A 17,125-nucleotide genomic window follows, 5' to 3' on the forward strand; every position below is an offset into this window, starting at 1 on the left:
GCAGCGTTCCGGCCAGTTCCGGGTCCATATCGAGATGATTTCCGTCATGTCCTCCGCTGCATCATTCCGCACAGAAAAAGACCTGCTTGGCGTACTCGAAGTACCCGCTCAAGCGTATTACGGCATCCAGACCCTGCGAGCGGTGAATAACTTCCGCCTCTCGGGCGTTCCGATTTCGCATTACCCGAAATTGGTGGTCGGCCTGGCAATGGTCAAGCAAGCGGCCGCTGACGCCAACCGCGAACTGGGCCAACTCAGCGAAGCCAAGCACGCGGCCATCAGCGAAGCCTGTGCCCGCCTGATCCGCGGCGATTTCCACGAAGAGTTCGTGGTGGACATGATTCAAGGCGGCGCCGGCACTTCCACCAACATGAATGCCAACGAAGTCATCGCCAACATCGCGCTGGAGGCCATGGGCCACCAGAAGGGCGAGTATCAATACCTGCACCCCAACAACGACGTGAACATGGCGCAGTCGACCAACGACGCCTACCCGACCGCGATCCGCCTGGGTCTGCTGCTGGGCCATGACGCGCTGCTGGCCAGCCTCGACAGCCTGATCCAGGCGTTCGCCGCCAAAGGCGTCGAGTTCGGGCATGTGTTGAAAATGGGCCGTACCCAATTGCAAGACGCCGTGCCGATGACCCTCGGCCAGGAATTCCGCGCCTTCGCCACCACCCTCGGTGAAGACCTGGCTCGCCTGAAAACCCTGGCGCCGGAGCTGTTGACCGAAGTGAACCTGGGCGGCACCGCCATCGGTACCGGCATCAATGCCGACCCGCGCTACCAGGCCCTGGCCGTGCAACGCCTGGCCCTGATCAGCGGCCAGCCGCTGGTACCGGCTGCCGACTTGATCGAAGCCACCTCCGACATGGGCGCCTTCGTGCTGTTCTCGGGCATGCTCAAGCGTACCGCCGTGAAGCTGTCGAAGATCTGCAACGACCTGCGCCTGCTGTCCAGCGGCCCACGTACCGGGATCAACGAGATCAACCTGCCGGCACGCCAGCCAGGCAGCTCGATCATGCCCGGCAAGGTCAACCCGGTGATCCCGGAAGCGGTGAACCAGGTGGCTTTCCAGGTTATCGGTAACGACCTGGCGCTGACCATGGCAGCCGAAGGCGGCCAACTGCAGTTGAACGTGATGGAGCCGCTGATCGCGTTCAAGATCTTCGACTCGATCCGCCTGCTGCAACGCGCCATGGACATGCTGCGCGAGCATTGCATCGTCGGCATCACCGCCAACGAAGCGCGCTGCCGCGAGCTGGTGGAACATTCCATCGGCCTGGTCACCGCGCTGAACCCTTACATCGGCTACGAAAACGCCACCCGCATCGCGCGCATCGCCCTTGAAAGCGGCCGCGGCGTGCTGGAACTGGTGCGCGAAGAAGGCTTGCTCGACGACGCCATGCTCGACGACATCCTGCGCCCCGAAAACATGATCGCTCCACGCTTGGTCCCGTTGAAGGCCTAAGTGTTTGTTGCACCGCTCACCAGGTTGAGGGACTAGACACCTCTCACCTTTTGAGGGCCTGAAGGCTCGTTCTTCAGGCCCTTTTTTTTGCTCTGAGGTTGTGAAATGACGCCCATAAAAAATCCAATATCGCACCGCAAACCCACCTCTCCTGTAACGGCTTGGCTGAAACCTTTAATCGGCCCAGGCAGACGGATCACATTCGCCTAGGTATAGTGCCGCCCCTCTTCGCGTCTGCGGCCGTCGGTAACGAGGCCCGGGTACAACGCGAAACCGCATGAATAACAACACCCGCAAAAGGATCGGGGTCGAACGTCGTGCACTGCCTGGTGCCATACGATGTGTCGGACCGTCCTGCGTTTGCCATTAGAAAAATCAGCGAGGAACACTCCATGCTCGAAGTCATCAACGACTTCCTCTCAGGGAAAGTACTGATCGTGCTCATTGTCGGGCTCGGCGGTTATTTCACGATTCGCTCGCGTTTCGTGCAGTTGCGTCACTTTTTCCACATGTTCTCGGTGTTTAAAGACAGCCTGAAGAGCAGCTCCGGCCAACTCAGCTCGTTCCAGGCGCTGATGCTCAGCCTGGCCGGCCGCGTGGGTGCCGGTAACATCGCTGGTGTCGGCATTGCCGTAACCCTGGGTGGCCCGGGTGCCGTGTTCTGGATGTGGGTCACCGCGCTGGTGGGCATGTCGTCGAGCTTTATCGAGTGCTCACTCGGTCAGCTGTACAAACGCACTGACGCCGAAGGCACTTACCGTGGCGGCCCGGCTTACTACATTCAGCACGGCCTGCATAAGCGCTGGCTGGGCATGGTCATGGCGTTCCTGTTGCTGGTGACCTTCGGCTTTGCCTTCAACGGCCTGCAAGCTCACGCCGTGACTCACTCGCTGAATAACGCTTTCGGCCTCGACACCACCTACACCGGCCTCGCGCTGGCGGTATTGCTGGGCCTGGTGTTCATTGGTGGTATCAAGCGTATCGCCTCGATCGCCGACCTGCTGGTGCCGGTCAAGACCCTGGTCTACATCGCCGTGACCCTGTACGTGATCGTGCTGCAATTCGACCACGTGCCGGCCATGCTCGCGACGATCGTCAAAAGCGCGTTCGGCCTCGACCAGGCCTTCGGTGGCCTGGTGGGCAGCGCGATCATCATGGGCGTCAAACGCGGCGTGTTCGCCAACGAAGCCGGCCTGGGCAGCGCGCCTAACGTGGCAGCCGTGGCGTCGGTGGAACACCCGATCGCCCAGGGTGTGGTGCAAGCGTTCAGCGTGTTCCTCGACACCTTTGTGATCTGCACCTGCACCGCCTTGCTGATCCTGCTGTCCGGCTTCTACACCCCAGGCTTCGAAGGCGACGGCATTGCCCTGACCCAGAACTCCCTGGCGGCAGTGGTGGGTGACTGGGGCCGCATGTTCATCTCGGTGGCCCTGGCGTTGTTCGTGTTCACGTCGATCATGTACAACTACTACCTGGGCGAGAGCAACCTGCGCTTTTTGGTCGGCAACAACCGCAAGGTGCTGATGGGCTACCGCGCACTGGTGCTGGTGCTGATTTTCTGGGGTTCCATCGAGAACCTGGGCACCGTGTTCGCCTTCGCCGACATCACCATGACCATGCTGGCGTTCGTCAACCTGTTCGCCCTGGCGTTCCTGTTCAAGATCGCCATGCGCATCCTGAACGACTACGACAATCAGCGCGCCGCAGGCATCAAGACCCCGGTGTTCGACTCCAGCCAGTTCCCTGATCTGGACCTGGACCGCAAGGCCTGGCCGGCGAATCCGGTAAAACCGCAAGCGACCCCGGCGGCTGAATTGAACGCTCAAGTGCAACGCTGAGCGTAGACAGATGACACGCCGCCTGGCCTTGGGCATGCTCTGGGCCCGGCGGCGTTTTTCGTTCAGGAGATTTTCAAATGCAACCAGCCAATAACGTCATGGTGCTCTACACCGGTGGCACCATCGGCATGCAGGCCAGCGCCAATGGCCTGGCACCCGCTTCCGGATTCGAAGCCCGCATGCGTGACCAGTTCGCCAACCTGCAAGCGCCCGCCTGGCGTTTCCGGGAAATGTCCCCGCTGATCGACAGCGCCAACATGACCCCCGCCTACTGGCAGCGCCTGCGCACCGCCGTGGTCGAAGCCGTTGACGAGGGCTGCGACGCGGTGCTGATCCTGCATGGCACCGACACCCTGGCCTACAGCGCGGCAGCCATGAGTTTCCAACTGCTGGGCCTGCCGGCACCGGTGGTGTTTACCGGCTCAATGCTGCCGGCCGGTGTGCCCGACAGCGATGCCTGGGAAAATGTCAGTGGCGCCTTGGCCGCGCTGGGCGAAGGCCTGGCACCGGGCGTGCACCTGTACTTCCACGGCGCGCTGATGGCGCCGACCCGTTGCGCGAAAATCCGCAGCTTTGGACGCCACCCCTTCGCCGCGCTGCAGCGCAACGGCGGCGCGGCCAAGGCCGAGTCGCTTCCCGCCGCCCTGGATTACCGCCAGCCCAAGGCCCTGGCCAACGTCGGCGTGTTGCCGCTGGTGCCAGGGATCGGCGCCGGGCAACTGGATGCGCTGATCGACAGCGGGATCGGCGCGCTGATCCTGGAATGCTTCGGCAGCGGCACCGGGCCCAGCGACAACCCGGCGTTTCTCGCCAGCCTCCAACGTGCGCAGGACCTGGGCATCGTGGTCGTCGCCATCACTCAATGCCATGAAGGCGGCGTGGAACTGGATGTGTATGAAGCCGGCAGCCGCCTGCGCGGCGTGGGCGTGTTGTCGGGCGGCGGCATGACCCGCGAAGCGGCCTTCGGCAAGCTCAACGCCCTGCTGGGTGCCGGCCTGGCCACCGCCGATACCCGCCGCCTGGTCGAACTGGACCTGTGTGGGGAGCTGCGCTGAGCCAGCGTCGACCGCTACATAATCACCCCCTGCCCTGACTGGCCGGTACCTAGCATGGAACACCCGAGTGGAGACCTCGGGTCGCTTCCATCAACCGGCCAGACAGGGATGCCCCATGACTACGCACAGCCGAACTTTTGAGCAGCCATCCGTCAAGCCTGCGGACCTGACACTGGACCTGCTCACCCAACTCACTGCACGGCCCTCATTCAGAGAAGTGGCCTCAGTGTTGTTGCGCCAGACCTTACAAGAGCAGTACCCGGCACTCGACATCAATCCCGACCTCAGCCTGGTCGGCAGCCCATCCTGGGAAATCGTCGAGGACAAGATCGTCCCCGGGCTGACGTTCTATCAAACCCTCAGCGACATCCTGGCCAGACAGTCCGTAGTCGGCGGGACGACAACGTACATTGAAGGCGAACACTTCCTCACCCAGCAACCGCTGACCGACCCGCCGATGCTGCTGCCCGTGCGCATTGTCGACATCGCCCACACCCTCAACACCCTGGCGCCGGTGATGCCGGCCGCGTTCCAGGAACAGCAGGTGGAATTCTGGAACCACAGCACCGACGACGGCCCGCGCTGGCATGGGTTTTCCAACTCATTGCGGGCAGCGTGGAATGTTCAGCGGGTGGACGGCTGGGATGACGACGACTGCGCCATGGCTCGCCTGTTGTTTCACGCCCCGGCCCGTAGCGGGCGGCTCAATGACCCTTACAACCTGCGAGCGTGCCTGATCGACATCGATCAGGTCGACGACGAAAAAGTCACGCATTTGAACGAATGCTCGACAGCCGTACTGATCGGTCGACGGGACGAACGCGAGATTATCCTCACCTACTCCCTGCTCAAGGGGTATGAAAAATTCGCCTCGCTGGAGCAACTTGGCCAGAGCCTGCCGGACCGGCTGAGCCCGTCGGCCACGCGAAAAAAAATCCAGTGGCGGCTGTTCGAACCGACCGGGGACTTTTTCGACCACCAGGCCTGCAGCCTGATCGCCCTGCAGATCGAGGCCATCGGCACCCAGGATTTTTCCATCGACGATGAACCCGAGACGGCACCGGCGCTGGTTACCCCGAGCAGATCGCCAAAAACGGGCCGCCCCTGGATTGGTACCGGCAAGTGCTGCCGGACTGGCTGCGGCAAGCCTCTCTCTCTGACCTGGGTTTCTATTCGCGGCATTTGAAAGACCTGGCCGCCCTGCAAAGCATGAACCTGGGCAAGTCCTACCAGGACGATATCCCGCCCATCGAGCAATATGCGCTTGAGGCGCTGAAGGTCGAAATGCTCAAGGAGCATCCAGAGGCGCTGCACCTGCCGCTGGACAAGCTCAGCATCCGGGTTCAAAGCCTGGTCGTGTGGGGCACTTTCACCGTGCCGGGACAGACGGACACCACCACCTTCAGCCTCAGCGAACTGGCCTTGCAGAACTTGATCGCGGTGCCGCTGGGCAACAAGACGCTGCTCCAAAGCAATGAGCGGCCGTTGCCGCAATGGATGACCGTCGATTATGTGGAAAGCCTTGTCAGCAAGGCCGATATCGGCAAGCAGTACCCGGCACTGATCAACCGCAAGCTGCTGGAGATCAAGAGCGAAGCCTCACGGCGAAAGCGTCTCTACGCCCACCACCTGCGCATCCAACTGCCGCTGCTGGCCCTGCAATGCAAGATTCGTCGCGAACACGGGATTGATGAACAAGGCTACCGCTACGTCGCCGCCGCGATGCAGGCTGACGTCGAGGACCGCAAGGTCGACGGGCAAGACATTGTCATCCGGCCCTTGGCCTTCGTGCCCCAGCGCCGCAGCGATGGCTCGCCGGACGAGGTGGAAAACATGTACGTGATCGGCGCGAAGGGCTCTTCCGCCGGCCCCTGCCTGCTGTATCGGCCGCAGTTTGACCCGGCCCTGATCCAATACCCTTCCCACGCCAACCTGATGTATGCCATCGCCCAGTCCCCCGACCTGCGCAAGTCAGTGCTGGCGTGGCTGCCTGATGACATGCGCAACCATTACGCCAATTATGTGTTCCCCGGGGCACTGCCCTCGCCGTGGGCCGTCGCGGACTTTCTGGTGGACACCTCGACGCAATGGACCATGAGCGGACCGATAAGCCTGGGTGAACGCACGCTCGACGGCGATCTGTTTACCACCCTCTATGAGGCCAATGCCCACGCCCTGATCAAGCTCGCCGATCACCAGTCGGTGTCGAATGCGGAAAACCGCTGGGAGACGCTCAAGCATGCCGGCTGGACGCTGCTCAATGCCGCACTGCCGTTTGCCAGCCCGACCGTGGCAACCGGCGCCTGGATCTGGCAGGTCGTCGAGCAAGTGCAACAGTTCGTGATTGCCTGGGAGGACGGCGCAAAACCCGCGCAATGGGCGGCGTTCACCGATGTGCTGCTCAACCTCGCGACCGCGATTACCCTGCACATCAGCACGCGCCTGCGGCCCGTGGGCCGTCGCCGGGAGCCCGAGACCACGCTCATCAAGCCAGCGCCGCTGCCCACCGTGGAAACCCTCCAACTGGAAACGATTGCCACCCATGAGTTGCCACCCGGCCATGCGCGATGGCTGCACACCAGCGGCGCGGTCAATCGGGCGCCAGCCACACTGGGCCGTGTGCTGGACAGCTTCAAGGTGAGCAAGCCGCACGAGCCGAGCACCGTCGAAACGAACCAGGGGCCGCACCAACACCTGACCCGGCACGACCATAAGTACTACGCCCAGGTCGGCGAACGCTGGTTTGAAGTCGCCGTGGACGAGAACGATACCGTCATGATCATCGACCCGCAGCAGCCCGAGCGAACAGGCCCGACGCTGTTTCACAGCGCGGCGGGCCAGTGGGTTATCGACACCCGCTTGCGCCTGCGCGGCGGTGGCCCCAAACGGATGCTCAAGCTGGCGAAAGCCGAAGCGACCCTGCAGGCCGCCGAAGTACGCGACAAACTGGTGGCTTTCGAAAACGCGAAAAAAACCGCGCAAAGCGAGCTGCAGCAAACCCATCGGGCCATGACCGAAGCGCCTGGAACCTCCGCCGCCGCCAAGCGCGAACTCTACCTGGAGAAGCTCGGCACCCAGAGTGCCGACTATGAAACGGCGCTGCAGCAACTCAAGACCCTGAACGTATTCACCTCGGTGCCCGACTATCAACAAAAGGCCCTGGGCTACGTACGCGCGCAACTGGAACTCAACGAAGCCGGAATCCGCGAAGCGCAAACCCTTTTTACCCCCAAGCTCAAGACCACCCTGGACCAGATCGAACGCCAGAGCCGCGAAACCGGGCAGCGCGAGGTGGCGGGCGCGCAACAAATGACCGAGCTGAGCGAGGACATGATCGCGCGCCTGGATTACACGCAAACGCGATTCGCCCAACTGCGTACCCTGGCCCAGGACGGAATGCGCCTGATCCAGGACGCCAGGAAGCGACTGCCGGCCTACACCAGCACCGATCTCAAGGCACTGCAGGTGACCCTGGCGCGCAACCTGTGCCTGGAAAAAACCAGCGCGTCCACCGAACCCGATGCCTGGAAGGCCATGGACGAGATCGTCGATAGCGCCGACCTCTCGGTCCAGGCGTTGCGCGACACCCTGCACGAGCGCAGCGAATCACGCCTGGATGAACGTATCGACTCGCTGGGCAGCCTGATCGAGCAATTCAAGGTCATCGATGAACGCCTGGACGATTTCCCTCAGGAGTTTCCCGCCGTGGTCCTGTCGGACCCGCTGCAAGGCCTGCGTCTGAAGTTGCGCGAATTTTCCCAGGAGGCCCTGCAGCATTTAAGCCTGTTGCACGCCGAGCGTGACGTCTTCCGAAACCGGCCGACGCCACCGCAGACACCGCCAAGGCCGCTGAAAAAATTCATCCACACCCGTTACAACGGCGTACTGATCGGTGAACCTCGGCTGACGCCCATCGGTCTTGAAACCGACATGGTGGATATCCGGTCACCGCTGACCCAGCAGGTCATCGCAACCTTCCATGAGAAAAGCCCGAACGTGTGGGTGCAACGTGTCACCACGCCCGAAGGCGAGGATGTGGTGCCCGACCTCCAGGTCAGCCTGGACCACGGCCGGGCACTGCTGGACGGTCTGGCAGCCTTCAAGCAGCGCGCCGTCGAGCAGGCAAAAAAGCAGGATCGCACCGCCGTCGGCATCGAGTACCTGTATCACCGGCATGCTTTGCTGCTCGAAGAAACCAACCGGCACATCGAGAAGGCGCTGGCTCGCGACAACGTCCCAGAAACCCACTCACAGTCGGCAGCCAGCCTCGGCAAACAACTCAACGACGCGGCGCAGGCGCTTTATAAACTCGCCTCCGATCACATGATGCGCATGATCAAGCAACATGCCCCGACCCCCGCCGGGGTTGAGTGGCTCAAGGACCGCAACGCGATCATCATCAAGAAGGTCATCAAGCGGCGTCGGCTCAAGAGCACCGTGCCGGATTATCTGGATGAATACACCATCAGCGAACGCTACAGCCATGAGGTGCTGTGGTATGCGCACTTTCATTACTCGGCGGCCTGGACGCCGGCCAAAGCCTTTATTTCCGCGCGCTTGAAAACGCCCCAGGAGTACCGCAAGGGGTCGCTGGCCGATTCCATGCAAGGGCTCAATGAGCAACAGCAAATTGCTTATTTCCGCAGCGAGATCAACCTGGAAGCGGCCAAGCGCTTATTTTTCGACCACTGATCGGCACACTCCTTGCTGCTTCCTGCCAAACCCCGGCAGGAACCACCCATGCTGCACTCGCACCTGACCACGCTGAACGCGGTTGCCCTGGTGCTCGACACCTTCAAGGCCCAAGGCGTGGCCGCTGATGCATTGCTCGCCGGCAGCGGCATCTGCGGCGCGGACCTGAGCCACGCCGACACGCGCATCACCACCAACCAGGAGATGCGCGTGTGTGCCAACGCCGTGGCCTTGCGCCGCGATATTGGCCTGGAATTGGGGCGGCGCATGCACGTGTCGTCCTACGGCATGCTCGGTTATGCGCTGCTCACCAGTGCCACCTTCGGTGACGCTTTGCGCCTGGCCCTGCGCTACCCGGCGCTGCTGGGAACACTGTTTGAGTTGAGCCTGGAAACAGACGGCCAACGCATCTGGTTCACCGCCAGCGATTATCGGGAAAACCCGGCGCTGACCGTATTCAACGTCGAGCTGTGCCTGGTCTCGTTAAAAGTCATTTGTGACGACTTGCTGGGCCAGCCCCTGCCGCTGCTCGGAGCCCGCTTCGAACACAGCGCGCCGGACTATCAGGCGCGGTATGCCGAGCGCTTCGACTGCCCGTTGACATTCGAAGCCACCGCCAATGCCTTTGCCTTCGACCGGCACTGGCTCGAGCAACCTTTACCCTTGGCCGACGCCATCACCCACCGCGCCATGGCCGAGCGCTGCCGCAAACAAAATACCGAATTCACCGGTCGCCAGGCCTGGCTGGGCCGGGTGCGCCTATTGCTGGCAACGCAATTGAACGCCGCCCCCGGCATCGATGGCTTGGCCGAGCAGATGAACTGTTCACCGCGCACCTTGCGCCGACACCTGCATGCCATGGGGTGTAGCTACCAGGAAATGCTGGACGAGTTGCGCTTCGAGCAGGCCAAGCAACTGCTGGGGGAGGACAAACTACCGATCTACCGTATTGCCGAGCAGTTGGGCTTCAGCGAAACCGCCAGTTTCCGGCATGCCTTCGTACGCTGGAGCGGCGTGGCGCCCAGTCAGTTCCGGCCGTGACGCACAGGCCTGGGGCGCCGCCGCGCCATTGAGGGGCGAATAGCGGACACATTCTTTGGCCCTATTTATCTCCTTTTGGCCGCTCCTGCCATTCTCCAAATCTGCGCACGCCGCAACACTGCAAGGCACCCCACTCAGCCTGCGGAGAACAACAACAATGCTGACGATCTACTCGGACGATCATCACCTGCACCACGGCCGTTGCGAATTGATGGACGGGCAATTGATGCCCTGTTTTGAAATGCCTTCGCGCGCCGACCACGTACTGCAGCGCGTCAACGAGCGCGAGCTGGGCCCGGTGCAAGCGCCTCAAGACTTCGGCCTGGCCCCCTTGCAGCGCATCCACAGCCGCGACTACCTAGATTTTTTCAAAGGCGCCTGGCAACGCTGGACCACCTTCGGCCAGGACGGCGACCTGTTGCCCTACACCTGGCCCGCCCGCACCTTGCGCCGCGTACTGCCCACCAGCCTGCACGGCCAGTTGGGCTATTACAGCTTCGACGGCGGCGCACCGATTACCGCTGGCACTTGGCAAGCGGCCTACAGCGCGGCGCAGGTCGCGCTGACCGCGCAACAGGCGATCCAACACGGCGCCCACAGCGCCTTCGCCCTGTGCCGACCACCGGGGCATCACGCCGCCAGCGACCTGATGGGCGGGTATTGCTACCTCAACAACGCTGCCATCGCCGCCCAGGCCTTTATTGATCAGGGCGACGCGAAGGTCGCAATACTCGACGTCGATTACCACCACGGCAATGGCACTCAATCGATTTTCTATGAACGCAGTGACGTGCTCTTCGCCTCGATCCACGGGCATCCGGAGGCAGAGTTTCCGTTTTTCCTCGGTTATGCCGACGAGCTGGGAGAAGGCGCCGGCAAAGGCTTCAATTTCAACTACCCGCTGCCGGCCGGTTCCGGCTGGGGCACCTGGAGCGCCGCCCTGGAACAGGCGTGCGTGGAAATCGAGCGGTATGGCGCCGACGTTATCGTGGTCTCCTTGGGAGTGGACACCTTCAAGGACGACCCCATCTCGCAGTTCAAGCTCGACAGCCCGGACTACCTTGTCATGGGTGCGCGTATCGCGCGCCTGGGCAAGCCGACGTTGTTTGTGATGGAAGGCGGTTACGCCGTGGAAGAAATCGGCATCAATGCCGTCAACGTTCTCGAAGGTTTTGAGGGGTCAATCGAATGAACACGCTCAAGTCGCTTGTGCTCTGCGCCGCCGTGTTGAGCAGCGCCGTCCACGCCGAAGAAAAAACCCTGCGGGTCTACAACTGGTTCGACTACATCACGCCCAAGGCCCTGGACGACTTCAAGGCCGGGCACCCGGCAATCAAGCTGGTCTACGACATCTTCGACACCAACGAAGCCCTGGAAGCCAAGTTGCTCACCGGCAACGCCGGCTACGACGTGGTGGTGCCATCCAATGTGTTCCTGGCCAAGCAGATCGAGGCCGGTGTGTTCCAACCCCTGGACCGCAGCCAATTGCCGAACTGGAACCACCTGGACCCCAAGCTGATGAAGCTGATCGAGGCTAACGATCCGGGCAATAAATTCGCCGTGCCCTACATGTACGGCACGATCCTGATCGGCTTCAACCCGGACAAGGTCAAGGCCGCGCTGGGTGCCGATGCACCGGTGGACAGCTGGGACCTGATCTTCAAGGAAGAGAACATCAGCAAACTCAAGCAATGCGGCGTCGCGCTGCTGGATTCACCCTCGGAGATCCTGCCCCTGGCCTTGCAGCACCTGGGCCTGGACCCTAACAGCAGCAACCCCAAGGACTATGAAAAAGCCGAAGCGCTGTTGATGAAGATTCGGCCGTACATCACCTACTTCCATTCCTCCAAATACATGGCCGATATCGCCAACGGCGACATCTGCGTCGCCGTCGGCTACTCCGGCAGCTTCTCCCAGGCGGCCAACCGGGCCAAGGAGGCCAAGAACGGCGTGACCGTCGATATGCGCCTGCCCAGGGAGGGCGCGCCGATCTGGTTCGATATGCTGGCCATTCCCAAGGGCGCGAAAAACCCGCAGGACGCCTACACCTTCATCAATTACCTGCTGCAACCCCAGGTGATTGCGCCGATCAGCGATTTCGTCGGCTACCCCAACCCCAACAAGGACGCCACCTTGCAGGTCGACCCGGCGATCCGCAACAACCCCAACCTGTACCCCACCGAGGCGGCAATGGCCACGCTCTACACCTTGAAACCCCTGGGTCGCGACGCCGAACGCGCCAGGACCCGCGCCTGGAGCAAGATCAAGTCCGGGACCTGATAAGCGTCGGCCAGGGCCCACGCGCCCTGGCTGTTTTATCTATCTACCGTCCCCAGGGCATCTCTGGACACTACCTTGCGACTCTCTCGTTCGACTGCTCGCAAGGAGCTGCAGATGCCCAATGACTCATCCCGAAACGACGACCCCGTCGCCCGCAACCTTCCTCCCAGCACCTACGATCTGCTGACACAACTGACCACCGGCCCTTCGATGCGCGAGGTCGCCTCAACCCTGTTGCGTACGGCGCTGCGCGACGAGTTTCCGACGCTGGATATCGAGCCTGACCTGGCCATGGTGATTACGCCGCGCTGGAGCATCATTGACGATGTTCTCCAACCGACGGAGCCATATGTCGACTCGCTGACCACGGTCCTCGCTCGGCAAGCGTTGGCGCCCGCGCCGGTGATCTACATCGACGGCGAGCATTTCCTCACCCAACACCCCCACGCAGTACCCGCAGTCCACCTGCCGGTGAAAATCGACGCCATTGCGCGGTTGCTCAACGAGCTGTCGGCGCTGATTTTCGTCGCCTTCCAGGAGCAGCAACTGGACCACTGGAACGCGTCCAATGGCACCGCCGGCCCGCGCTGGCAGATACTTTCCCAGTCCCTGCGCAAGGTGTGGAACCTCAACAAGCTGGAAGGCTGGGATGAACACGACTGCGCCATGGCTCGAACGCTGTTCCGATTGCCGGATCCGACTGGCCGTCAAGAAGGCGATCCGTACCCGATCAATGTCTACCTGATCGACATGGACGTACGCCAAAACAACAAGACCGTGCATGCGGGCCTGGCGGACATAGCGGTACTGATCGGCGTCCATGAGCAGAAGCAGCGGATCCTGACGTACTCGCTGGTCGAGGGTTACGAGAAGTTCGACTCGATGCAGCAACTGGGCGACGTCCTGCCGGGCAGATTGAACCCGTACCATCCCGAGCTGGACGTGCAATGGCGGCTGTATCAACCCCCTGGGAATTTCTTCGATAGCCAGGCCTTCGCCATGATCGCCCTGCAACTAGCGGTCATCGGCGCCTTTGGCTTGCGCAGCCACAAATCTTTCACCAGTAAAGGCATCAGCGACCAGGCCGTGATCAGCGTCGTACCGGTGATCGACGACCTGAGCGATCACTCGCTGTCGAACATCCGCCAGATTCATCACCAACTGCCCGAATGGTTGGCGGACGCCTCGGACCTCGACATCTCCGCCTACGGCCGGGGCATCATTGATCTGGCCCAGTTGCACACGCACAACCAAGGCTTGCAGTTCGATGACGGGATCGCGTCGATCCGCGACTACGCCCGGGCGCAACTGCGCAGTAAAATCCAGGCCCATCCCAATGGCGCCGGCCTGAACCTGGACAAGGTTGAAGTCAGCATCGAGAGCCCGGTGCTCTGGGGTACGTTTGTGGTGCCGGGAAGCAGTGACATCACGCGCCACAGCCTGGTCGACCTGGCCCTGGCAAACCTCACCGGTTTGCCGACGGGTACACCGAGCGTGCGCTACAACGGTGGCGACGCCCCGGACTGGCTGACCTACGACTACTTGAAGCAACTGATCGAAGCCATCGACATCGGCAAGCACTATCCGGCACTGATCAAGCGCACCCTGCTCACGGACCCGTTCGAGTCCAAGGCCCGGCAACTGCTCTACGTTTCACACCTGCGAGTGCAATTACCGCTGCAAGCCCTGCAGTGGAAGATCAAGGGTGAGAACGGGCTCAACTCCCTCGGCTATCGCTATGTCGCTGCCGTTGTCCAGGCCCAGCAGCACGACCGCCAGGTCGAGGGGCAGGAGATCGTTATCCGCCGCCTGGCTTTTATCCCGGCGCTGCGGCCCGGTCATGAGCAGGATGTGGTCGCCAATATGTTCGTGATCGGCCCTCGCGATCACACCCAGGGCCCCTGCGTGCTTTATCGCCCGCTGCTCGAGCCGGTGCTGTTCCAATACCCCACCCGGCAAAACCTGCTGTATGCCATCAAGCACAGTCACCTGCTGCGCGAGTCGGTCCTGGCCTGGCTGCCGGAAAGTTCGCGCTTCAACTACGAGCAATACGTGTTCCCCGACAAACTGCCTTCGCCGTGGACCGTGGCGCGGGTGCTGGTGGAGCCCGAAGTGGTCCTGCAAATGAGCGGGCCTATCGGCCTGAGCGATGAAGTGCTGACCGGTGACGTCCTGGGGACGCTGTTCGAGGCCAACGCCAATGCCATGATTGATCTGGCCAAGCAGCAATCGGTATCCAACACCCAGAAGCGCTGGGCAAGCTATCGACAGGCCGCCTGGCAGATTTTCGGCGCGGCCCTGCCCTTCCTCGGGCGCACAGCCGGGATCGCGGCCTGGATCTGGCAAATCATGGATGACCTGCAAGAAACCACCGAGCAAGAGCCTGGACCTGACGGGACAACCTCATGGACGGCGCAGATCGACCTGCTCCTCAATCTGGGCATGGCGCTGGTGATGCACGTCACCCTGCGCCACTCATCACCGAAAAAGAGCGCCGAAGGTTTTGCGCTCGAGCCCGAACCGAAGCTGGTCGAAGAGCCAGAAAAGGCAGCGCCTGTGCCCAGGAAACCCATCGTGACCAAGCAACCGGACCTGTCCGAAGCCGAGCTACCCGCTGAACATCAGGGTCCATTGCACATCCAAGGGGCGCTGAGCCGCACACCTTCAAGCCTGGCGGCGACGCTGGATCGCTTCAAAATCTCTAAACCGGAAGGGTTGGGCGAATCGAACAAGGAGCCTGGCCCGCACCTGCATCTTCATGGCCTGGCCGGCAAATGGTACGCGCAGGTCGGTGAACGCTGGTTCGAGGTCACCGTCGACGACAACGACAACGTGGTGGTCGTCGATCCCCGCCAGCCTTCGCAAACCGGCCCGGCATTGATGGGCAACCTGGCCGGCAAATGGTTTGTCGACACACGCCTGCGCCTGCGCGGCGCCGGCTTCAGGAATCGCCGCAGGGCGGCCAGGGGCAAGGCACCTTCGCGCATCAAGGAATTGCGTGAAAGCCTCACTGCGTTCGATGCCGATGAAAGACGCGGGCAGGCGGAAGTCGCCGCCGTATTTGACGCCATCGTTCGCGAGCCCGGGCCGTCCAGGGATACGACGCACCAGGCATTCATCGAGAAGGTCGACGCTCGCCTGGAACAGTACGAGACACCCATCCGCCAGTTGCGCGCACTGAACATCATCGACTCGGTGCCCAATTACCAGAGCAGCATGACCGACTACTTGAACAAGCAGTTGCTGCTGACCCGATCCGCCGTGGCTGAAAGCCTCCCCGAGTTTCGGGAAAAACTGCTCTGGACCCTCGAGCACATCGAGACCCTGTCCGCCCTTGAACCCAAGAAGCAGGCCGAAGCTGCCCAGGTCATGGCGAATTTGAACAAGGCAATGATCAGCCGCCTGGAATATGCCGAGTCGCGCTACCGTGAACTGGAAGGACTTGGCATGGAAGGCGCGAAGGTCGCACAGACCACCATGCGCGCGTTGCCCGGCATGCGGCTGCACGATCTCAAGGCGCTGCAAGTCACCCTGACGCGTTACCTGTGTATCCGCGAAGGCGACGGCGAGGCGTTTATCGATGCCCGCACCCAGATCGGCGAAATTGTCGAGATTGCCGACCTCAACATTCAAAACTGGGTTGAAACCCTGATCGAAGCCAACGTCAGCGGCCTGGATGAGCGCATCGAGGTGCTCAACAGCGTGGCTGACCAATTCGCCATCGTCGACCAACGCCTGCTGGACCTGCACGCTGAACACCCGGAGCAGGTAAACCGGGAAACCCTGGAGGACCTTCGCAAGGAAATCGACGGTTTCAATCAGCAGGCGGTGGTGGAGCTTGCGCGGCTGCTGCGCGAGAAAAAGACCCTGGAACCCAAGCCGGGTACGTCAAAGCCGCCGCCTACGCCCAAGCGCAAAGTCATCAAGACCCGCTTCAATGGCGTGGTGGTGGGCGAACCTCGCGCGACGCAAAGCCACCTGGTGGACGTCAAGGCGCCAATGACGGGCAGGCTCATCGCCACGTTCCACGAGAAAACACCGGGGGTCTGGGTTGAACGGGAAAGCCCGTCCCCAAGCCGTGCAGAGCCACACACCCTAGACCTGAATGCGGGCATGAGGGCCGGGCAAGGCTTGCTGGATGAAGAGCAGGCCGTCACCCAGCGTATCCTTGCGCACTCCAGAAAAGCCGGGTGCATCCCGGTGGAAATCGAAGAGATGCTGCACCAGTACGCCGCACGCCTGGAGCGCTCGGGCAGCACCATTGAGGAAGGGCTGACGCGACTCAACCTGACCGAAAGCGATCGCCCCTCAGCCGCCACCCTCAGCAGGAACCTCAACGACGCCGCTCAGCGGCTCTACAAACTGGGCTCCGACACCCGCATCAGCATGACCAAAGAACAACCGCCCACCGCAGCGCGGGTGGAATGGCTGCACGAACAGGGATTGGTGAAGATTGAAAAGGTCGTTACCCGCAAGCGTCTCAAGGGCCCCGGCAAGAACTATCTGGACGAATACGAAGTGCGCGATCACCAGAGCCGTGCCGCGTTGTGGTATGCGCACTTTCACTACGATTCCGTGCAAGCCGCGACCGAAAATTTCTTTGCCGGTCATCTGAAAACCCGCGAGCAGCGCAAACTTGGCGGAGCCATGGAGCGCGCAGGCCTGAGCGACCGGGACCAGATTGCGGTGTACCGCAGTGAAATCAGCCCGCAGCTGGCGCGCTCGTTGTTCTTCCACAGCTGAGTGGG

The 17,125-nt window shown here is 61.9% G+C and carries 9 protein-coding genes; all 9 read left to right on the forward strand.

Translation table 11 applies throughout. The features are described from left to right. The first annotated feature begins 46 nt into the window (after nt 1-46). The 9 genes from aspA (at nt 47) to C4J93_RS26665 (ending at nt 17,120) form a co-directional block, all read left to right on the forward strand. On the forward strand, nt 47-1,471 hold the full coding sequence (gene aspA, locus C4J93_RS26630) for an aspartate ammonia-lyase (protein WP_124368861.1): 1,425 nt from the start codon (nt 47-49) through the stop codon (nt 1,469-1,471). 392 nt (nt 1,472-1,863) lie between these two features. Further along, complete coding sequence (locus C4J93_RS26635; RefSeq protein WP_124430790.1) at nt 1,864-3,309, forward strand: sodium:alanine symporter family protein; 1,446 nt, start codon at nt 1,864-1,866, stop codon at nt 3,307-3,309. A gap of 77 nt (nt 3,310-3,386) precedes the next feature. Next, nucleotides 3,387-4,364, forward strand: a complete 978-nt coding sequence (locus C4J93_RS26640; RefSeq protein ID WP_124430791.1) for an asparaginase — start codon at nt 3,387-3,389, stop codon at nt 4,362-4,364. A 115-nt stretch (nt 4,365-4,479) separates the two neighbouring features. Continuing rightward, nucleotides 4,480-5,550, forward strand: a complete 1,071-nt coding sequence (locus C4J93_RS27545; protein ID WP_256660120.1) for a hypothetical protein — start codon at nt 4,480-4,482, stop codon at nt 5,548-5,550. Continuing rightward, nucleotides 5,487-9,056, forward strand: a complete 3,570-nt coding sequence (locus C4J93_RS26645) for a dermonecrotic toxin domain-containing protein (protein ID WP_256660121.1) — start codon at nt 5,487-5,489, stop codon at nt 9,054-9,056. Before C4J93_RS27545 ends, C4J93_RS26645 begins: the two co-directional genes overlap by 64 nt. Nucleotides 9,057-9,104: 48 nt before the next feature. Next, on the forward strand, nt 9,105-10,097 hold the full coding sequence (locus C4J93_RS26650; RefSeq protein ID WP_124430792.1) for an AraC family transcriptional regulator: 993 nt from the start codon (nt 9,105-9,107) through the stop codon (nt 10,095-10,097). 157 nt (nt 10,098-10,254) lie between these two features. Further along, nucleotides 10,255-11,289 (forward strand): histone deacetylase family protein, encoded by a 1,035-nt coding sequence (locus C4J93_RS26655; protein WP_124430793.1) that lies wholly within the window; start codon nt 10,255-10,257, stop codon nt 11,287-11,289. Further along, on the forward strand, nt 11,286-12,377 hold the full coding sequence (locus C4J93_RS26660; protein WP_124430794.1) for a polyamine ABC transporter substrate-binding protein: 1,092 nt from the start codon (nt 11,286-11,288) through the stop codon (nt 12,375-12,377). The genes C4J93_RS26655 and C4J93_RS26660 overlap by 4 nt, the downstream gene beginning before the upstream one ends. 114 nt (nt 12,378-12,491) lie before the next feature. Continuing rightward, nucleotides 12,492-17,120, forward strand: coding sequence for a dermonecrotic toxin domain-containing protein (locus C4J93_RS26665; RefSeq protein ID WP_124430795.1), 4,629 nt, complete (start codon nt 12,492-12,494; stop codon nt 17,118-17,120). Nucleotides 17,121-17,125: the final 5 nt, after the last annotated feature.

Source organism: Pseudomonas sp. R2-37-08W, from assembly GCF_003851705.1.
In the GTDB taxonomy this organism is placed as follows: Bacteria; Pseudomonadota; Gammaproteobacteria; order Pseudomonadales; family Pseudomonadaceae; genus Aquipseudomonas.